The sequence below is a fragment of the Microbacterium sp. dk485 genome (genome assembly GCF_004570445.1).
GTDB classification, from domain to species: domain Bacteria; phylum Actinomycetota; class Actinomycetes; order Actinomycetales; family Microbacteriaceae; genus Microbacterium; species Microbacterium wangchenii.
Map to the genome: position 1 here is coordinate 835521 of NZ_SPQW01000002.1, position 21794 is coordinate 857314.

The window sequence follows — 21794 nt, forward strand, 5'->3', positions numbered from 1 at the left end:
CCACCGTCCGCCGAAGGTTTAGGCTCGGATCATGGCGACGAAGCCCCCCACCCACGACATCGATGAGTCCGACGTCACCGTCGGCTCCCGCAAGCGCAAGGCCGTCGGCGTTCCCGCCGTGCTGCACGCCCTCGACATCGCCGTGGATCAGATGGGGGTGACACGCACCGCGCGCACCCTCATGCGGGTGAACCAGAAGGACGGGTTCGATTGCCCCGGGTGTGCGTGGCCCGAGGAGGACAAGCGCCACCTCGCGGAGTTCTGCGAGAACGGCGCGAAGGCGGTCGCCGAGGAGGCGACCATCCGTCGCGTCGGCCCCGATTTCTTCGCCGAGCACTCCGTCGCCGAGTTGGCCGAGCACGACGACTGGTGGCTGGGGCAGCAGGGTCGCCTGACGCATCCGATGATCCTGGAGGAAGGCGCCACCCACTACCGGCCCATCTCGTGGGACGACGCGCTGTCGACGGTGGCCGACGCTCTGCGGGAGTTGGACGACCCCGACGAGGCGATCTTCTACACCTCCGGTCGTACCTCCAACGAGGCGGCGTTCCTGTACCAGCTGCTGGTGCGCGGGCTGGGGACGAACAACCTGCCCGACTGCTCCAACATGTGCCACGAGTCCAGCGGATCCGCGCTCGTGGAGACGATCGGCATCGGCAAGGGCACGGTCTCCCTCGAAGACATCCATCACGCCGACCTCCTCATCGTCGCGGGGCAGAACCCGGGCACCAACCACCCGCGCATGCTCAGTGCACTGGAGAAGGCGAAGGGCAACGGCGCGACGATCGTCGCCGTCAATCCGCTGCCCGAGGCCGGTCTCATGCGCTTCGAGAACCCGCAGACGCCGCGCGGTGTCATCCTGGGCGGCACGAAGCTCGCCGACGAGTTCGTCCAGATCCGCCTCGGCGGCGATCAGGCCCTGTTCCAGGCGATCGCGGCACACCTGCTGGAGGTGGAAGCGAGGGACGGCGGCGTGCTGGACACCGACTTCCTCTCGCGGCACACCAGCGGCTTCGACGAGTTCCGCGACGCGATGCAGAACGCATCGTGGCCGGAGTTCGAGACGGCGACGGGCATCCCGGAGGCCGAGATCCGCCGCATCGCCGAGCTCGTGCGGACCGCCAAGTCCACGATCGTGTGCTGGGCGATGGGCCTCACGCAGCACAAGCACTCGGTGGCGACCCTGCGCGACGTGGTCAACCTGCTGCTGCTGCAGGGCAACCTCGGCCGACCCGGCGCGGGCCTGTGCCCCGTGCGCGGTCACTCGAACGTGCAGGGCGACCGCACGATGGGCATCTACGAGAAGCCGCACGAGGGCTTCCTCGCCTCCCTGGACGCGGAGTTCGACTTCTACGCGCCGCGCAAGCACGGCTATGACACCGTCGAGGCGATCCGCGCCATGCGCGACGGACGCGCCCGCGTGTTCCTGGCGATGGGCGGCAACTTCGCCAGCGCGACGCCGGACACCCTCGTGACCGAGGCCGCACTGCGCCGCGTCGACCTCACGGTGCAGGTGTCGACGAAGCTGAACCGGTCGCACGTGGTCACCGGGCGTCGCGCGCTGATCATCCCCACGCTGGGCCGCACCGATCGCGACGTGCGCCGCGGCGGCGAGCAGCGCGTGACGGTGGAGGACTCCATGAGCGCCGTGCACGCCTCCCGCGGCCGGCTGCGTCCGCCCGCCGACGACCTGATGTCGGAACCGGCGATCATCGCCCGGCTGTGCGAGCTGGTGTTCGCAGGGCGGGAGGACTCCCCGAACGTCCCGCGCGCCGACTGGAAGCGGCTGGGAGAGGATTACGCGCTCATCCGCGAGCACATCTCCCGCGTCGTGCCGGGGTTCTCCGACTACGAGAAGCGCATCGCCGGCGGCCGCACGTTCATCCTGCCCAACGGGCCGCGCGACGACCGCACCTTCGCGACGCCCGACGGCCTGGCCCACTTCACCGTCAACGAGCTCGAGTACCCCGTCATCCCCGCGGGACGCCTGCTTCTGCAGACGCTGCGCTCGCACGATCAGTACAACACCACCATCTACGGCAAGGACGACCGCTACCGCGGGGTCTACGGCGGCCGGCGCGTCGTCTTCGTCAACCGGGAGGACCTCCACGCTCAGGGGATCGAGGACGGCGAGATCGTCGACCTCGTGTCGGAATGGCCGGCCAGGGACGGTTCCGTGGAGGAACGGCGCGCGGAGCGGTTCCGCGTCGTGGCGTACGACACGCCACGGGGCAACGCCGCGGCCTACTATCCCGAGACCAACGTGCTTGTCCCACTGGATTCCACCGCCGACGGCAGCGGCACCCCCACGTCGAAGTCGGTGCTCGTGCGGGTGGAGCGCCGCGAGGGCTGAGCGCTCAGCGCCCGTCCCAGCCCTCGGCGAGGGTCGTGATCGCCGCGACGGCGTCGCGGACCTGCTCCGGCGATCCGCCGGCGCGACCGGCGACGAGCCCCGCGACATACGCGCTGAAGGGCGCCGCCGGGCGCGCCACGCCGTTCGCGACGTCGCGCGCGAGATCGAGGATCAGGCCGATCGGCAGATCCTCTTCGGCGAGCCCGAACCGCTCCCGCAGGGCGCGGCCCCATTCCTCGAGGGCTTCGGGGGGCAGGGTGCGCTCGGACATGGTCTTCTCCTTCCGGGCGCCGAACCGCCGGCGCGCCTCGCCGAGATGATCCCACGTATCCACGTCGTCCGTCGCCGCCACGGCGGTCGGGCGGAGCGCGATGTCCCATCCTTCGTGCAGGGCCCGCGCGGGCGCGTCGCGTACGCCGGCCCCCAGCTCCGCCACGCGGCGCCGCAGCGCAGCGGTCCGGATGATCGCGGTGAGCCATTGCGTGCGCCCGCCGTCATCGACCAGGCACGCCCCATCCGCGTGGGGGATCTGGCCCGTCAGCGCTGCGACCGCCCGCTCCGGGTCGATCAGGTCGGCGGGGAGGATCATCGCCCAGGGCGCCGTCGACTGCGCGAGCGCCGCGGCGACGCCGGCGACCGGCCCCCCGAACGAGGGTACCTCCCGCACCCACCGGACATCCTCCACTCCGGCCACGGCCGGGCCCGCCACGATCACGCGCGAGGCGCCGGCTGCCCGGGCGGCCGCGACGGTGCGCGCCAGGAGCGAGTGGCCCGCCACGGTGAGGGCCGGCTTGGCGACCCCGCCCATGCGTGCCGCCCGCCCCCCGGCCAGCACGACGGCGTCGAAGGAGAACTGCCCGCCGGTGCTCATGTCAGCAGCATGACCTCGACGGTGTCTCCCGGCTCGACCTTCTCGACGTCGGCGGGAACCACGGCGAACGCTTCCGCCCGCCCCAGGCCGCCGGCCAGGTGCGACCGCGATCCGCCCGCGGTGGCCGGTTCCGTGGTCCAGCCCGCAGCATCCGTCCGGTCCAGGCGCACGGGGACGTACTGACGCCGACCCGACGGAGTGCGCCAGCCCGCGGCGGCGCGCACGCGCAGCACCGGGCGGTGCACGTGACTGCGCCGCTGCATCCGCAGCAGCGCCGGCCGCACGAACACCTCGAACGACACCGCCACGCTCACCGGGTTGCCCGGGAGGCCGAAGAACAGCGCGCCGCCGGGGAGCACGCCGAAGCCCTGGGGCTTGCCCGGCTGCATCGCCACGGCCGAGAACCGGATGTCCGCGGCATCCCCGAGGGTGTTCTTGACGACCTCGAACGCGCCCGCGCTGACCCCTCCCGAGGTGAGGACGACGTCTGCGCCGCGTTCGGCGGCCGCCGCGAGGGCGGCGCGGAACTCGTCCTCGTCGTCGCGGACGACACCACGCAGCACGACCTCGGCATCGGCCTCGGCCACGAGCGCTGCGAGGAGGGTGGCATTGGACTCGGGGATCTGCCCGCGTCGCAACGGCTCTCCGGGGGCGACGAGCTCGTCCCCGGTCGAGAAGACCGCCACGCGCGGCGCGCGGGTCGCCGGGACGGCCGACACGCCCGCCGCCGCGGCCGCCGCGAGCTGCCACGACCCCAGCCGCACGCCGGCGGGGAGGACGACGTCTCCCCGGGTGGCGTCTTCGCCGCGGCGACGGATGTGCGCGCCGCGCGCGGACGGGGCGGCGAGGACGGCGACGGTGTGCAGCGAGTCGGCGAGGCCGCCGCGGGTGTCTTCGAACGGGACGATGGCGTCGGCGGCAGCGGGTACGGGAGCGCCGGTCATGATCCGGGCGGCCTCGCCCGGCCGCAGGGGAGGGTCCAGGTCGGAGCCGGCGGGGACGTCGGCGACCACGCGCAGGGAGACCGGCGCATCCGCCGCCGCGGCTACGACGTCGTCGTAGCGCACCGCGAAGCCGTCCATCGCCGAGTTTTCCCACACCGGGATGTCCACCGCGGCAGTCACGTCGGCCGCCAGCGTGCGGCCGGCGGCGTCGGCCAGGGGGAGTTCGACCGAAGGCAGCATCCGCACCGCTGCGGCGACGTCGGCCCACTGCTCCTCGACGGTGCGCACCATGCCGCCACACTATCCGCCCCGCTGCCCTCGCCGTTCCGCGCTCCTGCCCGAACTCCTCAAGACTGAGCCGGATGGTGCCCGAACACCCCGTTTCGCGTCGCAGACGAGCTCGCTTTGAGGAGTTCGGGTCGGCAGTGGTGCCGCCGGCTCGCGACGCCAGCAGCCCGCTGGACCCGAGCCGTCCCGCCCCGGCGGCGAGGGACTCGACTATCGCATCACCGCACGCCGCTGCCCGAACTCTGCAACATCGAGCCGGAAACGGCCGAAGCACCCGGTTTCGCGCATCTGGCCGACGTGGTTTGCGGAGTTCGGGTCGGCAGTGGTGCCGCCGGCCCGCGGCGCCAAGAGCCGGCTGGACTCGAGCCGGCCCGCGTCGGCGGCAAGGGACTCGACCATCGCGCCGCCGCACGCCGCTGCCCGAACTCCTCAAGAACGAGCCGCAAAGGGCCGGGGGAGCCGGGTCCGGGCCGGGAACGGAGGCGTTTTGCGGAGTTCGGTCGGGCCCACGGCCGGCCCGCGACGTTAGGCTCGGAGGACATCGCCATCGGAGGCTGAGATGGGACGCATCACGGTACGCAAGCCGATCGTCACGCTGCGCGTGGACGGGACGCAGCGCCGACGACCCGACACCCTCGCCGTCGAGGAGCCCCTGGAGATCCGCGTCGGCGGCACGCCGCTGGCCGTCACGATGCGCACCCCCGGCCACGATGTCGAGCTGGCCGCCGGGTTCCTCGTGTCGGAGGGCGTGATCTCGCGCGGCGATCAGTTCGCCGGCGCCATCCACTGCGGAGGCCCGGGGACCGGGGGCGTGGAGAACACGTACAACGTGCTCGATGTGACCCTCGCCGCCGGCGTCGCACCGCCCTCTCCCGATATCGCGCGGTCGTTCTACACGACCAGCTCGTGCGGCGTATGCGGCAAGGCCTCGATCGACGCCGTCGAAACGGTGTCGGCGTACGACGTCTCCGGAGACGACGCGCGGATCGACCTGCCGGTGCTTGCCGGTCTTCCCGACGCCCTCCGCGCGCAACAGGCCGTCTTCGACAAGACCGGCGGCCTGCACGCGGCCGGACTCTTCGACGCGGCGACGGGGGAGCTGCTCGTCCTGCGCGAAGACGTCGGACGGCACAACGCCGTGGACAAGGTCGTCGGATGGGCCGCGCTGTCGCACCGCCTTCCCCTGCGCGGCACCGTGCTGCAGGTGTCGGGACGGGCGAGCTTCGAACTTGTCCAGAAAGCCGCGATGGCGGGTATCTCGATCCTCGCCGCCGTGTCCGCACCGTCCTCCCTCGCCGTGGACCTGGCCGACTCCCGGGGCCTGACGCTCGTCGGGTTCTCGCGCGGCCAGACGCTCAACGTGTACACGCGCGCCGACCGCGTGATCACCGCATCCGACACCGCATCCGACGCCCCGGCCGCCGACCGGCTCGCTGGTAGTGTGCACGCGTGACGACGAGCCACCGCCTGCTGCTGGTCAACGGTCCGAACCTCAACCTCCTGGGCACGCGCGAACCGCACATCTACGGCACCGACACCCTCGCCGATGTCGAGCGCGTCACGACCGAGGCCGCCGCTGCACGCGGGTTCACCGTCCGGGCCGTGCAGAGCAACCACGAAGGCGTGCTGATCGACGCGATCCACGACGCGCGCGAGGACTGCGCCGGCATCGTCATCAACGCGGGGGCCTACACCCACACCTCGGTGGCACTGCGGGATGCGCTGTCGGCCGTCGCGCTTCCCGTCGCGGAGGTGCACATCTCCGACCTGTCGGCGCGGGAGCCGTTCCGGCAGCACTCCTACATCGCGGATGTGGCCGTCGTGCACGTCGTGGGCGAAGGAGTCCCGGGGTATGCGCGGGCCGTGCGGCTGCTGTGCGACGTCATCGCCGGGCAGGCCGACGGCTGAGGCCCCGGCAGGCCGCGCACCATCGCGTAGAATGCTGAGCCGGGCCGCGTCCGGCCCCCTCCCCGACGAACGGACCCTCTTTCCCCATGGCTTCCACCGCAGACATCAAGAACGGCGTCGTCCTCAGCATCGACGGTCAGCTCTGGAGCGTCGTGGAGTTTCAGCACGTCAAGCCCGGCAAGGGCGGCGCGTTCGTGCGTACGAAGCTCAAGAACGTCGTGACGGGTAAGACCGTGGACCGCACGTACAACGCCGGCACCAAGATCGACATCGAGAACGTCGACCGCCGCGACTTCACGTACCTGTACAACGACGGCGACAGCTACGTCTTCATGGACGTCGCCGACTACGACCAGCTCTCCGTCCCCGCCTCCGTCGTGGGGGATGCGGCGAACTTCCTGCTCGAGAACCAGCAGGTGCAGATCGCCCTGAACAACGGCAACCCGCTGTACGTCGAGCTGCCCGCATCCGTGGTCCTGGAGATCACCTACACCGAGCCGGGCCTGCAGGGCGACCGCTCGTCGGCGGGCACGAAGCCGGCGACGGTGGAGACCGGGTATGAGATCCAGGTTCCGCTGTTCCTGGAGACCGGCACGAAGGTCAAGGTCGACACCCGCACGGGCGACTACCTCGGCCGCGTCAACTGACGCGTGAGCGCTCGCACCAAGGCGCGCAAACGCGCCCTCGACATCCTCTTCTCCGCCGACGTGCGCGGGGAGGACATCTCCACCGTGCTCGCCGCGGAGGCCAAGCGTGCCGCCAGCGAACCCGCGCGCGAATCGTCGTGGCTGTACGCCCGCGAGATCGTCGACGGGGTGATCGACAACCACGACGCCATCGACGAGCAGATCACGACGTTCGCGAAGGACTGGAGCCTGGCCCGCATGCCCGCGGTGGACCGCGCTCTGCTCCGGATCGGCACGTGGGAGATCCTCTACAACGACGAGGTCCCCGTCGCCGTCGCGATCGACGAGGCCGTCGAACTGGCCAAGGAGTTCTCCACCGACGACTCCGGCACGTTCGTGCACGGCGTGCTCGCCCGGATCTCGCGCGGCAGCTGAGGCCGCGGCCGGCCGGCGTGTCGCACATACCCGGGAGGATGCGGCCATGTCGTCCTGGCGCGCTCTGATCCCCGTTTCGGAGGATTCCGCAGCCACGCCCCTGGGCCTGGGGGTCGAGCTGCGTCAGCGCGACGCGTACGACCCCGGTCGATGGGAGCCGCGCGCCGTCGCGGCCGCCACCCCGCGCGCCCTCGCGCGCCGCCAGGACGAGCTGTCGATCGCCCTTCGTCCGCTGGTCCCGGGCGCGCGGGGCGGATGGATTCGGGGCGATGTGTCGTGGGGCTCGATCCGCCGCTTCCCCGAGCGCTATCGCGCCGCCCACGCGCGATGGTTCACCGAACTGATCGGGATCGCGTCGGCGCCCCGCATCGCGGGGAGCTTCTCGCCCGGGCCGGAGTGGATCACGCTGGACACCGCGGCGTCGGCGCACGTGTGGCCGCACCTGTCCGCCGCCGAGGTGCTCGGGATCCCCGTCGTGGCGACGCATCCGCAGCAGGAGGTCTCCCTCGCCGGCGCCGCCCGCGTCGGCGTGACCCTGCACCCGGAACCGGGCGGCGCCGTGCTCCTGCGCGCGACCGTGCAGATCGACGGGGCGGATGCGGCGGCCGAGGCGGTGCGCCCGATCGGCACGAGCGGCCTGTACGCCTTCGCGCTGCACCGCGACCCGATCCCCGTCGTCCTCGCCCCCGCCGACCTGCCCGACCCGCTCCCGGCGCTCCTGGGGTCACCGGGCCTGATGATCCCCGCCGCTGAGAAGGCGGAGTTCCTCGACGAGCTGTATCCCGTCCTCGCCCGGCGGACGGCGGTGACCGCCGCCGACGGCCTTGTGCTGCCGCCACCGGGACGGCCGTCGCTGCGGGTGGCGGTGCAGTTCCGTCCTGCCCACACCATCCGCTACGACATGACGTGGGTGAGCCCCGGCCGCCCGCCCGTGCCCTTCGCCGGCCGCGACCTCGCCGGTCCCGAGGCCGAGCTCGCCGAGCACGTGCGCGCGGCGTGGGCCCACGCCAGCGCGTCACCGTTCGCGTCGGCCGCCACCGTCCGCGATCTGGATGCCGCGGAGTTCTCCGCGCGCGTCCTCCCTGCCCTCGAAGCCCTGCCGCGCGTGCGGGTGGAGATCACGGGGGAGCGGCCCGCCTATCGCGAGCTCACCGGCGACCCCGCCATCACCATCACCGCCGTGGAGAGCCCCGATCCGGACTGGTTCGATCTGGGCATCCTCGTGGTCGTGGAGGGCCGCACGATCCCGTTCGGCTCCCTGTTCACGGCGTTGGCCCGCGGACGGGCGCGGATGATGCTCTCCGACGGTGCGTTCTTCTCGCTCGCCCACCCCGCGCTGGATCGGCTCAGGGAGCTGGTCGAGGAGGCCGCATCCCTCGCCGAGTGGGAGACCGGGCCCCGCATCGCCCGCACGCAGGTGAGCCTGTGGACCGAGTTCGAGGACCTCGCCGACCAGGCGGAACCCGCTCTGGCCTGGCAGGCGACGGTCGCCGGCCTCCGCGACACCGACGCGATCGAGCCCCCGCCACCGCCGGCCGCGCTGCGGGCACGGCTGCGGCCCTACCAGCAGGCGGGATTCTCGTGGCTGGCCTTCCTGTGGCGGCACGGGCTCGGCGGGATCCTCGCCGACGACATGGGGCTGGGGAAGACGCTGCAGACCCTGGCTCTGGTCGCGCACGCCCGGGGCGCAGGCGAGCGGCGGCCGTTCCTGGTCGTGGCCCCCACGTCGGTACTGGCCACGTGGGCCGAGGAGGCGGCGCGGTTCCTGCCCGACCTGGTCGTGCGCACCGTCGACGCCACCGGCGCGCGCTCGCGCACGTCGCTGGCCCAGGCGGCGGCCGAGGCCGACCTCGTCGTGACGTCCTACGCGGTGCTGCGGCTGGATGCGGCGGCGTTCACGGCGCACGAGTGGGCCGGCGTGCTGCTGGATGAAGCCCAGTTCGCCAAGAACCCGCGCACCAAGCTCCACCAGGCCGTCGCGGGGCTGCGCCGCGGCATGACGGTCGCGATCACCGGGACTCCGCTGGAGAACAGCCTCACCGACCTGTGGGCACTGCTCTCGCTCACCGCGCCGGGACTGTTCCCCTCTGCCCGCCGGTTCCGCGAAGAGTACGTCCGCCCTATCGAGCACGCCTCCGCCGCCGCGAACACCCCGATCGCCACGGATGCCGCCGCGCGCCACCGGGCACGCCGCGTGGAGCGCCTGCGCCGCCGCATCCGTCCGTTCGTGCTGCGCCGCACGAAGGAGCTCGTCGCCCCCGAGCTGCCGCCGCGGCAGGAGCAGGACGTGCACATCGAGCTCGCGCCCGCTCACCGCGCACGGTACGACGCCGTGCTGCAGCGGGAACGGCGCAAGGTGCTCGGGCTCCTGGACGACCTCGACCGCAACCGCATGGTCGTCTTCCGCTCGCTCACCCTCCTGCGTCTGCTGAGCCTGGCCCCGGCGCTCGTGTCGCCCGACGACGCGCACCTGGGTTCGGCCAAGCTCGACGCGCTGCTGGACCGGCTCACCGAGGTCGCCGCGGAGGGCCACCGGGCACTGGTGTTCAGCCAGTTCACGTCGTTCCTGGCGATGGCCGCCGAGCGGCTGGATGCCGCCGGCATCGCGTACGCCTCGCTCGACGGGTCCACGGCCGACCGGGCCGGCGTCGTCGACGGATTCCGGCGGGGGGATGCGGCGGCCTTCCTGATCAGCCTCAAAGCCGGGGGATTCGGCCTCACCCTCACCGAGGCGGACTACGTCTTCATCCTCGACCCGTGGTGGAACCCCGCCGCCGAGGCGCAGGCCGTGGACCGCACGCACCGGATCGGGCAGACCCGGAGCGTGTTCGTCTACCGGCTCCTCTCGGCGGGGACGATCGAGGAGAAGGTCGCGGCGCTGCAGCAGCGCAAATCCGAGCTGTTCCGCTCCGTCCTGGACGACGGCGACCCGTTCTCCGGCGCGTTGGACGCCGACGACATCCGCGGTCTTCTGGAGGCCTGAGCCCTTTCCCCGGCCCGCCCACCGCTCGCTCAGGTGCACCCCACGTAGAATCGACGGGTTCGAACGGACAGGAGCGAGATGAGAATCACGGGCCTCGGCCACGCCGGCATGTTCATCGAGACCGCCGGCGGCAGCATCCTCTGCGACCCGGTCCTGGGCCCGAGCTTCTTCGGGTCGTGGTTCCCCTTCCCCGACAACCGGGGGCTGGACTGGGAGCGATTCGGCGCGGCGGACTTCCTCTACATCTCCCACCGCCACCGCGACCACTTCGACCCGGCGCTGCTGGAGCGCTACGTGTCGAAGGACATCCGCGTGCTGCTGCCGGATTACCCGACCGACGACCTCGAGAACGACCTGCGCCGGCTCGGGTACGACAACATCGTCTACACCCGCTCGGGCGAGGTCCTGGAGTACGGCGACCTGAAGATCATGGTGACGCCGCTGCGCGCACCCAGCGACGGCCCCATCGGCGACTCGTCGCTGTCGGTGGACGACGGCACCGCCAGCATCCTGAACCAGAACGACTCGCACCCCCTCGACCTCGAGACGCTGCTGAGCTTCAGCAAGCCGGATGCGTACTTCACGCAGGTCTCCGGAGCCATCTGGTGGCCCATGGTCTACGACCTGCCGCAGGAGGCGAAGCAGAACTTCGCCCAGCTCAAGCGCGACGCGCAGAACAAGCGCGCGATGTACTACATCGAGAAGGTCGACGCCGAGCACGTGTTCCCCATGGCGGGGCCGCCGATGTTCCTGCGCGAGGAGCTGTTCCGCTACAACGGCCTGGGGCTGGAGAACGACTCGATCTTCACCGACCACCGCCAGTTCCTCGAGCACATGGCACAGATGCGTCCCGAGCAGAAGGGGCACCTGTTCCTCCCCGGCACGCAGGTGGATGTGCACGGCAGCGCGGTGGAGGTGACCCAGACGCTCTTCAGCGAGGCGGAGATCGAGCGCGTCTTCGGCGACAAGTGGGCCTACCTCGCCGAGCAGCGCGACACCCGGCAGGACGAGATCCGCGCCGAGGAGGCCTCCCGCGCGGAGGTGCTGCCGCCGTCGGAGATGCTCGCGGCAATCAAGGAGTGGTGGGAGCCGCTGCTGCGCCGTGCCCGCACAGTGCGCAACGGCGTGGGCGGCAACGTCCGCTTCCGCATCGGCGAGCTGGACATGGTCGTGGACTTCCCCAAGGCCAAGGTGCGCGAGTACGCGGGGGAGGAGTGCATCTACTGGTACACGATCCCCGCCGACCTGGTGTCCACGAACATCCGCGATCACGAGATCGACTGGTCGAACTCGATCTTCCTCTCGATGCAGTTCGAGGTCGGGCGCAGCGGCAAGTTCAACGAGTTCCTCACGACGTTCCTGAAGTGCCTCTCCCGCGACCGGATCGAGTACGTGGAGAACTGGTACGCCGAGCAGTCGGACCAGACCGAGGACATCCAGCTCGACGACTGGGTCGTGCAGCGCCGGTGCCCGCACCTGCGCGCGGATCTGTCCAAGACCGGCAAGATCGAGGACGGCGTGCTCACGTGCAGCCTCCACGACTGGAAGTGGGACCTGACCTCGGGCCGCTGCCTCACGACGCAGGGTCACCCCATCCGCTCCGCCCAGGCCGACCCCGCCGCCGCGGCCCCCGCCGCCTGACCCGCTCGCCCGGGCCGGCCCGGGCCTCGGCCTGGTACCGCGAGACTGCACGCACCCGGCGAGACCGTGACATAAGGCCGCGGTCTCGCCGCGGGCGTGCAGGCTCGCGGATGGGGAGCGGCGGCGCGGATGGACGGGCGGTAGGGTGGAGGGACGAGCCACCTTTAACACCGTCCCGTGAGGCGGAGAAGGGAGCGGCGGATGAGCACGCGCACCGTGCTGCATGAGGCCGACATCGCCCGAGCATTGACTCGGATCTCGCACGAGATCCTCGAGTCCAACAAGGGGCCGGACGGCCTCGTCCTGCTGGGGATCCCCACGCGCGGCGTGCCCCTGGCCCAGCGCATCGCGAACCTCGTCGGCGAGTTCGCCGGAGTGCAGGTGCCGGTCGGATCGCTCGACGTCACGATGTACCGCGACGACCTGCACCGAAACCCCACGCGAGCCCCGCACCCCACGCAGATCCCGCCCGGCGGCATCGACGGCAAGGTCGTCGTCCTCGTCGACGACGTGCTGTTCTCGGGCCGCAGCATCCGCGCCGCCCTCGATGCGCTGCAGGACATCGGCCGGCCCACCGCCGTGCGCCTCGCGACGCTCGTGGACCGCGGGCACCGCGAGCTCCCGATCCGCCCCGACTTCGTCGGCAAGAATCTGCCGAGCTCGCGCGAGGAGCGCGTCTTCGTCCGTCTCGCCGAGACCGACGGCGAAGAGTCCGTCACGATCGAGGGGCGCTGAGCGATGCGGCATCTCCTGGACACCCGCACCCTCACGTACGACGAGGCGCTGCGCATCCTCGACGTCGCCGAAGACATGTCCGACACGCAGCGCCGCGAGGTCCGCAAGCTCCCGACGCTGCGCGGCAAGACGGTCGTGAACCTCTTCTTCGAAGACTCCACGCGCACCCGCATCTCCTTCGAAGCCGCGGCCAAGCGCCTCTCCGCCGACGTCATCAACTTCTCCGCCAAGGGGTCGAGCGTGTCGAAGGGGGAGTCGCTCCAGGACACCGCCCAGACGCTGCAGGCCATGGGGGCGGATGCGGTGGTCATCCGGCACGGCGCCTCCGGCGCGCCGCGCACCCTCGCCACGAGCGGGTGGATCAGCGCGGGCGTGGTCAACGCCGGCGACGGCACTCACGCGCATCCCACGCAGGCGCTGCTGGACGCCTTCACCATCCGCAAGCGCACCCACGGCGACGCCAGCCGCGGCCGCGACCTCGCGGGTCTGCGCGTCACGATCGTCGGTGACGTGCTGCACTCGCGCGTGGCGCGCTCCAACGTCTGGCTGCTGACGACGCTCGGGGCCGAGGTGACCCTCGTCGCCCCGCCCACGCTCGTCCCGCAGGACGTCTCCCAGTGGCCCGTGCGCATCACATACGACCTGGACGACGCGATCGCGGCCGCCCCGGACGCCCTCATGATGCTGCGCATCCAGCTCGAGCGGATGAATGCGGCGTATTTCCCGACTGAGCGGGAGTATTCCCGCCGGTGGGGGCTGGACGCGCGGCGGCTGGCGGCGCTGCCTCCGGGTAGCATTGTGATGCACCCCGGACCCATGAACCGGGGTCTGGAGATCTCCGCCGAAGCCGCCGATTCCGATCGCTCGACGGTGCTCGAGCAGGTCGCGAACGGCGTGTCCGTGCGGATGGCCGTGCTGTACCTGCTGCTTGCGGGGGAGCGCGCCGCAAGCGAACGAGAGGACGACCGATGACCGAGGCCTTCGTCCTCACCGGCGCCGCGATCGAAGGCGGCGGAACCGCCGACATCGTCATCGCCGACGACGTCATCACCGACGTCGGAACCGGCGTGACCCGCGCCGGCGCGACGGTCGTCGACGCTCACGGGCTCGTCGCCCTTCCCGGGCTCGTCGACCTGCACACCCACCTGCGCGAACCGGGGTACGAGGCCTCCGAGACGATCCTCAGCGGCTCGCGCGCCGCTGCGGCGGGCGGCTTCACGACCGTGTTCGCGATGCCGAACACCTCTCCCGTGGCCGACACCGCCGGCGTCGTGGAGCAGGAGCTGGCCCTGGGCGAAGCGGCCGGGTTCGTCTCGGTGCAGCCCATCGGCGCGGTGACCGTGGGTCAGAAGGGCGAGCGCCTCGCCGAGCTGGGCGCCATGGCCGACTCCCGCGCCCGCGTCCGCGTCTTCAGCGACGACGGGTTCTGCGTGTGGGATCCGCTCATCATGCGCCGCGCGCTGGAGTACGTGAAGGCCTTCGACGGCGTCATCGCCCAGCACGCCCAGGACCCGCGCCTGACCGAGGGCGCCCAGATGAACGAGGGATCGGTCTCGGCCGAGCTCGGCCTGACCGGGTGGCCGGCCGTGGCCGAGGAATCGATCATCGCGCGCGACGTGCTCCTGGCCGAGCACGTCGGCTCCCGACTCCACGTGTGCCACCTCTCCACCGCGGGGTCGGTGGACATCATCCGCTGGGCCAAGCGCCGGGGGGTGGATGTCACGGCGGAGGTGACGCCGCACCACCTCCTCCTCACCGAAGAGCTCGCCCGCGGGTACGACCCGCACTTCAAGGTCAACCCGCCGCTGCGCCGCGAGGAGGACGTGCTCGCCGTGCGCGAGGGACTGGCCGACGGCACCATCGACATCGTCGCGACCGATCACGCGCCGCACCCCGCCGAGGCCAAGGCGTGCGAATGGCCCGCCGCCGCCAACGGCATGGTGGGGCTGGAGAGCGCGCTGCGGGTGGTGCAGCTGGCGATGGTCGACACGGGGATGCTGACGTGGGCCGACGTGGCGCGCGTGATGTCGCGCACCCCCGCGCAGATCGGCCGGCGCACCGACGCCGGCACGCCGCTGACGGCGGGTCAACCCGCCTCGCTCACCCTGTACGACCCGCGCCCGCGCCGCACGTTCGGCCGCGACGACCTGCACGGGCGCAGCGTGAATTCCCCCTACCTGGGCCGCGAGCTCCCGGGCGAGGTGCGCTGGACCTTCCACGCCGGCACCGCCACGGTCGCCGACGGCGCGCTGCTGCAGACGCCGGGGGTGCGCGGATGAGCCGCGAAGCAGCCCTCGCCGTCATGATCGGCGTCGCCCTCGTCGCCCTTGCGCTGCTGGCGTGGGCGTGGATGCGGCGGACGCGGCGTGACGCGGGCTACTCCGCCCCGATCGGCGAGGCGCCCGCCGACGCCGCCGTGCGCGCCGTCTTCCCCGGCCTGTACGTCGCCACGACCCGTCACGACGAGCCGCTCGAGCGGCTCGCGATCCGCGGTCTCGGCTTCCGCTCCCGCGTGCAGGTCACCGTCACCGACGCCGGCGTCATCCTCGATCTGCCCGGTCAGCCCCGCATGTTCCTGGGGATCGACCGCCTCGTGGACGCCGCCCAGGCCACCGTCGCGATCGACCGCGTCGTGGAGCGCGACGGCCTCACGCGCGTGTCGTGGCGCATCGACCCCGACACCGTCGTGGACACCTACCTCCGTCCCCAGGATGCGTCCGCGCGCGCCCTCGCCGACGCCATCCGCCCGCTTCTGCCGACAGGAAACGCATGAACCCCGGTCTTTCCACCGATCCCGCCGTCCTGGTGCTCGAGGACGGCAGCCGCTACCCCGGCCGCGCCTACGGCGCCCGCAGCACGACCCTCGGCGAAGTCGTCTTCGCCACCGGCATGACCGGCTACCAGGAGACCCTCACCGACCCCTCCTACGCCGGCCAGATCGTGCTGCAGACGGCGCCGCACATCGGCAACACCGGCATGAACACCGAAGACACCGAGTCTCGGCGCATCTGGGTGTCGGGCTACATCGTGCGCGACCCCTCCCGCGTGGTGTCGAACTGGCGTGCCGAAGAATCGCTGGATGACGCCCTCGTGGCCGACGGGGTCGTGGGCATCAGCGGCATCGACACGCGCTCGGTGACCCGCCGCATCCGCTCCAGCGGCAGCATGCGCGGCGGCATCTTCTCCGGCGACGCGGCCGACATCGACCCCGACGAGCAGCTGCGCATCGTTCAGGAGGCCCCCGAGATGTCGGGACGCAACCTGTCGGCCGAGGTCTCGGTCGCCGCCGCGCAGGTCACGCCGGCCCGCGGCGAGCGGATCGGCAACCTCGCGGTGCTCGACCTCGGCGTCAAGCAGGCCACGATCAACAACCTCGCGGACCGCGGGTTCGATGTGCACGTCCTCCCGCAGGACGTCTCGATCGACGACATCCGTGCGATCGACCCCGTCGCGGTGTTCTACTCCAACGGCCCGGGCGACCCCGCCGCCTCCGACGACCACGTCGAACTGCTGCGCGCGGTGCTGGATGACCGCCTGCCGTTCTTCGGCATCTGCTTCGGCAACCAGCTGCTGGGCCGCGCGCTCGGCTTCGGCACCTACAAGCTCCCCTTCGGTCACCGCGGCATCAACCAGCCCGTGATGGACCGCACGACCGGGCGCGTGGAGATCACCGCCCACAACCACGGCTTCGCCGTGGACGCACCGCTGGACGGCGCCACCGACAGCCCCGCCGGATACGGCCGCGTGGAGGTGAGCCACGTGGGACTCAACGACCAGGTCGTCGAGGGACTGCGAGCCCTGGACATCCCCGCCTTCTCGGTGCAGTACCACCCGGAGGCGGCGGCCGGCCCGCACGACGCCAACTACCTCTTCGACCGCTTCCGTGACATGGTGCTCGCCGCCCGCGGCGACGCAACCCAGAAGGACAACGACTGATGCCCAAGCGCGACGACATCCACTCCGTCCTCGTCATCGGCTCCGGCCCGATCGTGATCGGTCAGGCCGCCGAGTTCGACTACTCGGGAACCCAGGCCTGCCGCGTGCTGCGCGAAGAGGGCGTGCGCGTGATCCTGGTCAACCCGAACCCGGCGACGATCATGACCGACCCCGACTTCGCCGACGCGACCTACATCGAGCCGATCACGCCCGAGGTCATCGAGACGATCCTGCTCAAGGAGAAGCCCGACGCGATCCTGCCGACCCTGGGTGGCCAGACCGCGCTGAACGCCGCCATGGCCCTGCACGACCGCGGCATCCTGGACAAGTACGGCGTCGAGCTCATCGGCGCGAAGGTGGAGGCGATCCGCAAGGGGGAGGACCGCCAGGTCTTCAAGGAGCTCGTGATCGAATCGGGCGCGGATGTCGCCAAGTCGGTCATCTGCCACACCATGGACGAGCTGCTCGCCGGCGCCGAGGAGCTCGGCTACCCGCTCGTCGTGCGCCCCTCCTTCACGATGGGCGGCCTCGGGTCCGGCTTCGCCTACGACGAGCGCGACCTGCGCCGCATCGGCGGGGCGGGGCTGCACGACTCGCCCACCTCCGAGGTGCTCCTGGAGGAGTCGATCCTCGGGTGGAAGGAGTACGAGCTCGAGCTCATGCGCGACACCGCCGACAACACCGTCGTGGTGTGCTCCATCGAGAACGTCGACCCCGTCGGCGTGCACACGGGCGACTCCATCACCGTCGCGCCCGCGCTGACCCTGACCGACCGCGAGTACCAGAAGCTCCGCGACATCGGCATCGACATCATCCGCGCCGTGGGTGTGGACACCGGCGGCTGCAACATCCAGTTCGCCGTCGATCCCGCCAGCGGCCGCATCATCGTCATCGAGATGAACCCGCGCGTGTCGCGCTCCTCGGCTCTGGCGTCCAAGGCCACCGGCTTCCCGATCGCCAAGATCGCCGCCAAACTCGCGATCGGCTACCGCCTGGACGAGATCCCCAACGACATCACGAAGGTCACCCCGGCCAGCTTCGAGCCGACGCTGGACTACGTCGTGGTGAAGGTGCCGCGGTTCAACTTCGAGAAGTTCCCCGCCGCCGACACGACGCTCACCACGACCATGAAGTCGGTCGGGGAGGCCATGGCGATCGGGCGCAACTTCACCACTGCGCTGCAGAAGGCGCTGCGGTCGCTGGAGAAGCGCGGCTCCAGCTTCCACTGGGGCGACGAGCCTCGCTCGGTGGACGAGCTCCTGGAGATCGCGAAGACCCCCACCGACGGTCGCATCGTCGTGCTGCAGCAGGCGCTGCGCAAGGGCGCGACCGTGGAGCAGGCCTTCGAGGCCACCGCGATCGATCCGTGGTTCCTCGACCAGATGGTGCTCATCAACGAGGTCGCCGAGCTCGTCCGCACGGCCGGCGAGCTGGATGCGGCGACCCTGCGCCTGGCGAAGGAGCACGGGTTCAGCGACGCCCAGATCGCCCAGCTGCGCGGGGACGAGGAGGCGGAGGTGCGCGGGGTGCGCACAGCCCTCGGCATCCGCCCCGTCTACAAGACCGTCGACACGTGCGCGGGGGAGTTCCCCGCCCTGACGCCGTACCACTACTCCAGCTACGACTTCGAGACCGAGGTGGAAGCCTCCGACCGGACGAAGGTCGTCATCATCGGATCGGGCCCCAACCGCATCGGGCAGGGCGTGGAGTTCGACTACTCGTGCGTGCACGCGTCCTTCGCGCTGTCGGACGCCGGGTTCGAGACGATCATGGTCAACTGCAACCCCGAGACCGTCTCCACCGACTATGACACCTCCGACCGGCTGTACTTCGAGCCGCTCACGCTCGAGGACGTGCTGGAGATCCTGCACGCGGAGTCGGCGTCGGGCGAGATCCTCGGGGTCATCTGCCAGCTCGGCGGGCAGACGCCGCTGGGCCTCGCCAAGGGCATCGAGGCTGCCGGCTACCGCATCCTCGGCACGAGCCCTGCCGCGATCGACCTCGCCGAGGAGCGCGAGCTGTTCTCGCGCCTGCTGGATGAAGCGGGCCTGGTCGCACCGCGCAGCGGCACGGCGATCGACGTCGACGGTGCCGTCGCGATCGCGGAAGAGGTGGGCTACCCCGTGCTCGTGCGGCCCAGCTTCGTCCTCGGCGGACGCGGCATGGAGATCGTCTACGACACCCCCAGCGTCCGCGACTACTTCGTCCGTATCGCCGACCAGGCCATCATCGGCCCCGGCATGCCGCTGCTGGTGGACCGCTTCCTCGACGACGCGATCGAGCTCGACGTCGACGCCCTCTACGACGGCCGGGAGCTGTACATCGGCGGGGTCATGGAGCACCTCGAGGAGGCCGGCATCCACTCCGGCGACTCCAGCTGCACGCTGCCGCCCATCTCCCTCGGGCGCTCCGAGATCGACCGCGTGCGCACCGCGACCCTCGCGATCGCCGAGGGCGTGGGCGTGCGGGGCCTGCTGAACGTGCAGTTCGCGATCTCGGCGGGCGTGCTCTACGTCATCGAGGCCAACCCCCGCGCGAGCCGCACGGTCCCGTTCGTCTCCAAGGCGCTCGGCATCCCGCTGGCCAAGGCGGCGGCGCGCATCATGGCCGGCTCGAGCATCGCCGAGCTGAAGGACGAAGGGCTGCTCCCGCCGCAGGACGGATCGCGCGTGCCGCTGGACGCTCCCGTCGCGGTGAAGGAGGCCGTGCTGCCGTTCAAGCGCTTCCGCACGAAGGACGGGCAGACGGTGGACTCCGTGCTCGGGCCGGAGATGCGCTCCACGGGTGAGGTCATGGGCATCGACCGCGACTTCCCGACGGCCTTCGCCAAGAGCCAGGAGGCCGCGTACGGCGGTATGCCGCTGTCGGGGACGGTGTTCATCTCCGTCGCCGACGCCGACAAGCGCGCGGTCATCCTCCCCGCCCACCGCCTGCAGGAGCTCGGGTTCTCGCTCGTGGCCACAGAGGGCACGGCGGAGATCCTCGCGCGCAACGGCATCGACGTGCGGCTGGTCAACAAGTACTCCGCGACGCAGGAATCGGGGGAGACGAACATCGTCGACCTCATCAACGCCGGCGAGATCGACATGATCGTCAACACCCCCAGCGGTGGGCTGGCGCGCGCCGACGGATACGAGATCCGCGCGGCCGCCGTCGCCGCCGACAAGGCGCTGTTCACGACGATGGCCGTGCTCGGCGCCGCCGTCAGCGCCCTCGGCGTGCTGCGCGAGGGCTTCCGCGTGCGGAGCCTGCAGGAGTACGCCGCCGACCGGGCGGGCCGCGGATGAGCGTGAGCTTCGGCGAGCGGCTGCAGCGCGCACACGACACGTACGGTCCGCTGTGCGTGGGCATCGACCCGCACGAGCACCTGCTGGCGGAGTGGGGGATGGATGCCACGGCCGCAGCCGCGCGCGACTTCGGGCTGCGCGTCATCGAGGCGGCGGCCGGCCGTGTCGGCGTCGTGAAGCCGCAGGTTGCCTTCTTCGAGCGATACGGGGCCGCCGGCTTCGCCGCGCTGGAGGACGTGCTGCGCGCGGGCCGCGAGGCGGGGCTCCTCGTCATCGCCGACGCCAAGCGCGGCGACATCGGCTCCACGATGGACGGATATGCCGCGGCGTGGCTGGAGCCCGGAGCGCCGCTGGAGGCGGATGCGCTGACGGTCACCCCCTACGTCGGGGTCGAAGCGCTGGAGGGGACCCTCCACCAGGCGATCCTGGCGGGCAAGGGCGTGTTCGTCCTGGCCGCCACGAGCAATCCGGAGGCCCGCGAACTACAGCGCGCCGACGTCGCCGACGACACCGTTGCCGCCCTCGTGGTGGACCAGGTCACGGCCTTCAACGCCGCCACCACGCACGAAGACCGGTGGGGGAGCATCGGCGTCGTGATCGGCGCCACCGTGGACCTCGTCGCAGCGGGCCTGGGCCTCCATACCGAGGATCCGGTCGCCCCGATCCTCGCGCCCGGGTTCGGCGCGCAGGGCGCCCAGCCGCGCGACCTCCGGGTGCGGTTCGGCTCGCGCGCCGGGGCGGTGCTCGCCAGCGAGAGCCGCAGCATCCTGTCCGCCGGTCCTGGCGGCCTCGCCGCCCGCATCGACGAGCGCTCCGCGCAGTACCGAGAGGCCACCGATGACTGAAGCACGCCGACCGCCCGAGGTCGACCGCGCCGCCGCGTCCCGGCGGGCCGTCGCCGCGCGCCGCGAGCGCGCCGCTCTCAAGCGCGACGTCACCACGCGCGTCATCACGCCGCAGGAGCTGCTTCGCCGCGCCCTGGCTGACCCGGAGTCGCCGGCGGGGGCGATGCGCGTGCCGGAGTTCCTCACCGCGATCCCCGCCATCGGTGAGGGCAAGCGCGACCGCATCCTCGCCGACCTGGCGATCTCTCCCGTCAAGCGCCTGGGGGGCCTGGGTGCGCGCCAGCGGCGCGACCTGATGGAGTTCCTTGACCGGCGCTGGCCCGAGCCGCAGCCGCGCGCGGGGCGCAGCCGGCTGGTCGTCCTCGCCGGACCCACGGCCGTGGGCAAGGGTACGGTCGCCGCCTACATCAAGGAGCACCACCCCGAGATCCGTCTCTCGGTGTCGGCGACGACGCGCCCGCCGCGGCCGGGTGAGGTCGAGGGGGAGCACTACTACTTCGTCGACGACGCCGAGTTCGACCGGCTGGTGAGCACCGGCGCGCTGCTGGAGCACGCCACCGTCCACAACCGCTACCGCTATGGCACGCCGCGCGGCCCGCTGGAGAAGGTGCTCGCGGAGGGCGGCACGGCACTGCTTGAGATCGATCTGCAGGGCGCCCGGCAGGTGCGCGCGGCCGATCCGACGGCCACGCTGGTGTTCCTCCTCCCGCCCAGCTGGGACGAGCTGGTCGACCGCCTCGTCGGGCGGGGCACGGAGGATGCCGAGGAGCGGGCGCGTCGCCTGCGCACGGCTCGCGCCGAGCTGGCGGCGCAGAACGAGTTCGACTACCGCGTCGTCAACGACGACGTGGCCACCGCCGCAGAAGAGGTCGTGGCGCTGGCCCGCTGACCCACCCCGCGGAACCGGCCGCCCGGGCTACCGGAGCGGCGGATGTCGCGACG

At 71.6% G+C, this 21794-nt stretch carries 17 protein-coding genes; 15 read left to right on the forward strand and 2 right to left on the reverse strand.

Annotated features, from left to right (window positions below; all coding sequences use genetic code 11):
• Positions 1-31 precede the first annotated feature (31 nt).
• Positions 32-2353: an FdhF/YdeP family oxidoreductase gene (locus E4V99_RS14830; RefSeq protein ID WP_135117705.1), complete on the forward strand. Its 2322-nt coding sequence runs from the start codon at positions 32-34 to the stop codon at positions 2351-2353.
• A 4-nt stretch (positions 2354-2357) separates the two neighbouring features.
• Here E4V99_RS14830 and E4V99_RS14835 read toward each other — a convergent pair whose 3' ends face one another.
• Together E4V99_RS14835 and glp are read right to left on the reverse strand one after the other, a co-directional pair.
• A complete protein-coding gene (locus E4V99_RS14835) occupies positions 2358-3224 on the reverse strand; it encodes an NTP transferase domain-containing protein (protein WP_135066292.1) in 867 nt (288 codons plus the stop codon).
• Positions 3221-4459 carry a gephyrin-like molybdotransferase Glp gene (gene glp / locus E4V99_RS14840; RefSeq protein ID WP_135066289.1) on the reverse strand — a complete coding sequence of 413 codons (1239 nt, stop codon included), beginning with the start codon at positions 4457-4459 and terminating at the stop codon, positions 3221-3223. Before glp ends, E4V99_RS14835 begins: the two co-directional genes overlap by 4 nt.
• A gap of 556 nt (positions 4460-5015) precedes the next feature.
• Between glp and fdhD the strand changes: the two genes are divergently transcribed.
• The 14 genes from fdhD to gmk all read left to right on the forward strand — a co-directional run bounded on the left by fdhD (position 5016) and on the right by gmk (position 21741).
• On the forward strand, positions 5016-5909 hold the full coding sequence (gene fdhD / locus E4V99_RS14845; protein WP_135117706.1) for a formate dehydrogenase accessory sulfurtransferase FdhD: 894 nt from the start codon (positions 5016-5018) through the stop codon (positions 5907-5909).
• Complete coding sequence (aroQ, locus tag E4V99_RS14850) at positions 5906-6364, forward strand: type II 3-dehydroquinate dehydratase (RefSeq protein WP_135066284.1); 459 nt, start codon at positions 5906-5908, stop codon at positions 6362-6364. The genes fdhD and aroQ overlap by 4 nt, the downstream gene beginning before the upstream one ends.
• An 86-nt stretch (positions 6365-6450) precedes the next feature.
• Positions 6451-7011 (forward strand): elongation factor P, encoded by a 561-nt coding sequence (gene efp / locus E4V99_RS14855; RefSeq protein WP_135066281.1) that lies wholly within the window; start codon positions 6451-6453, stop codon positions 7009-7011.
• 3 nt (positions 7012-7014) lie between these two features.
• Positions 7015-7425 carry a transcription antitermination factor NusB gene (gene nusB, locus E4V99_RS14860; protein WP_135066278.1) on the forward strand — a complete coding sequence of 137 codons (411 nt, stop codon included), beginning with the start codon at positions 7015-7017 and terminating at the stop codon, positions 7423-7425.
• A 46-nt stretch (positions 7426-7471) separates the two neighbouring features.
• Positions 7472-10408 (forward strand): DEAD/DEAH box helicase, encoded by a 2937-nt coding sequence (locus E4V99_RS14865; protein ID WP_135117707.1) that lies wholly within the window; start codon positions 7472-7474, stop codon positions 10406-10408.
• A gap of 78 nt (positions 10409-10486) precedes the next feature.
• Positions 10487-12049: a Rieske 2Fe-2S domain-containing protein gene (locus tag E4V99_RS14870; protein ID WP_135117708.1), complete on the forward strand. Its 1563-nt coding sequence runs from the start codon at positions 10487-10489 to the stop codon at positions 12047-12049.
• A gap of 201 nt (positions 12050-12250) precedes the next feature.
• Positions 12251-12784: a bifunctional pyr operon transcriptional regulator/uracil phosphoribosyltransferase PyrR gene (gene pyrR / locus E4V99_RS14875; RefSeq protein ID WP_135066269.1), complete on the forward strand. Its 534-nt coding sequence runs from the start codon at positions 12251-12253 to the stop codon at positions 12782-12784.
• 3 nt (positions 12785-12787) lie between these two features.
• Positions 12788-13756, forward strand: coding sequence for an aspartate carbamoyltransferase catalytic subunit (locus tag E4V99_RS14880; protein ID WP_135066267.1), 969 nt, complete (start codon positions 12788-12790; stop codon positions 13754-13756).
• Positions 13753-15063 (forward strand): dihydroorotase, encoded by a 1311-nt coding sequence (locus E4V99_RS14885; RefSeq protein WP_135117709.1) that lies wholly within the window; start codon positions 13753-13755, stop codon positions 15061-15063. Before E4V99_RS14880 ends, E4V99_RS14885 begins: the two co-directional genes overlap by 4 nt.
• A complete protein-coding gene (locus tag E4V99_RS14890; protein ID WP_135066261.1) occupies positions 15060-15557 on the forward strand; it encodes a hypothetical protein in 498 nt (165 codons plus the stop codon). The genes E4V99_RS14885 and E4V99_RS14890 overlap by 4 nt, the downstream gene beginning before the upstream one ends.
• A complete protein-coding gene (carA, locus tag E4V99_RS14895; RefSeq protein WP_135117710.1) occupies positions 15554-16720 on the forward strand; it encodes a glutamine-hydrolyzing carbamoyl-phosphate synthase small subunit in 1167 nt (388 codons plus the stop codon). The genes E4V99_RS14890 and carA overlap by 4 nt, the downstream gene beginning before the upstream one ends.
• Positions 16720-20007 carry a carbamoyl-phosphate synthase large subunit gene (carB, locus tag E4V99_RS14900; RefSeq protein WP_135066255.1) on the forward strand — a complete coding sequence of 1096 codons (3288 nt, stop codon included), beginning with the start codon at positions 16720-16722 and terminating at the stop codon, positions 20005-20007. Before carA ends, carB begins: the two co-directional genes overlap by 1 nt.
• Complete coding sequence (gene pyrF, locus E4V99_RS14905; RefSeq protein ID WP_135117711.1) at positions 20004-20852, forward strand: orotidine-5'-phosphate decarboxylase; 849 nt, start codon at positions 20004-20006, stop codon at positions 20850-20852. The genes carB and pyrF overlap by 4 nt, the downstream gene beginning before the upstream one ends.
• Complete coding sequence (gmk, locus tag E4V99_RS14910) at positions 20845-21741, forward strand: guanylate kinase (RefSeq protein ID WP_135066249.1); 897 nt, start codon at positions 20845-20847, stop codon at positions 21739-21741. The genes pyrF and gmk overlap by 8 nt, the downstream gene beginning before the upstream one ends.
• Positions 21742-21794 lie beyond the last annotated feature (53 nt).

Coding starts and splice junctions, on each gene's coding strand:
- gmk (WP_135066249.1), top strand. CDS start 20,845: ATGACTGAAGCACGCCGACCGCCCGAGGTCGACCGCGCCGCCGCGTCC.
- E4V99_RS14890 (WP_135066261.1), top strand. CDS start 15,060: ATGAGCCGCGAAGCAGCCCTCGCCGTCATGATCGGCGTCGCCCTCGTC.
- E4V99_RS14835 (WP_135066292.1), bottom strand. CDS start 3,224: ATGAGCACCGGCGGGCAGTTCTCCTTCGACGCCGTCGTGCTGGCCGGG.
- E4V99_RS14870 (WP_135117708.1), top strand. CDS start 10,487: ATGAGAATCACGGGCCTCGGCCACGCCGGCATGTTCATCGAGACCGCC.
- E4V99_RS14880 (WP_135066267.1), top strand. CDS start 12,788: ATGCGGCATCTCCTGGACACCCGCACCCTCACGTACGACGAGGCGCTG.
- fdhD (WP_135117706.1), top strand. CDS start 5,016: ATGGGACGCATCACGGTACGCAAGCCGATCGTCACGCTGCGCGTGGAC.
- E4V99_RS14865 (WP_135117707.1), top strand. CDS start 7,472: ATGTCGTCCTGGCGCGCTCTGATCCCCGTTTCGGAGGATTCCGCAGCC.
- glp (WP_135066289.1), bottom strand. CDS start 4,459: ATGGTGCGCACCGTCGAGGAGCAGTGGGCCGACGTCGCCGCAGCGGTG.
- pyrR (WP_135066269.1), top strand. CDS start 12,251: ATGAGCACGCGCACCGTGCTGCATGAGGCCGACATCGCCCGAGCATTG.
- pyrF (WP_135117711.1), top strand. CDS start 20,004: ATGAGCGTGAGCTTCGGCGAGCGGCTGCAGCGCGCACACGACACGTAC.
- carB (WP_135066255.1), top strand. CDS start 16,720: ATGCCCAAGCGCGACGACATCCACTCCGTCCTCGTCATCGGCTCCGGC.
- E4V99_RS14830 (WP_135117705.1), top strand. CDS start 32: ATGGCGACGAAGCCCCCCACCCACGACATCGATGAGTCCGACGTCACC.
- carA (WP_135117710.1), top strand. CDS start 15,554: ATGAACCCCGGTCTTTCCACCGATCCCGCCGTCCTGGTGCTCGAGGAC.
- E4V99_RS14885 (WP_135117709.1), top strand. CDS start 13,753: ATGACCGAGGCCTTCGTCCTCACCGGCGCCGCGATCGAAGGCGGCGGA.
- efp (WP_135066281.1), top strand. CDS start 6,451: ATGGCTTCCACCGCAGACATCAAGAACGGCGTCGTCCTCAGCATCGAC.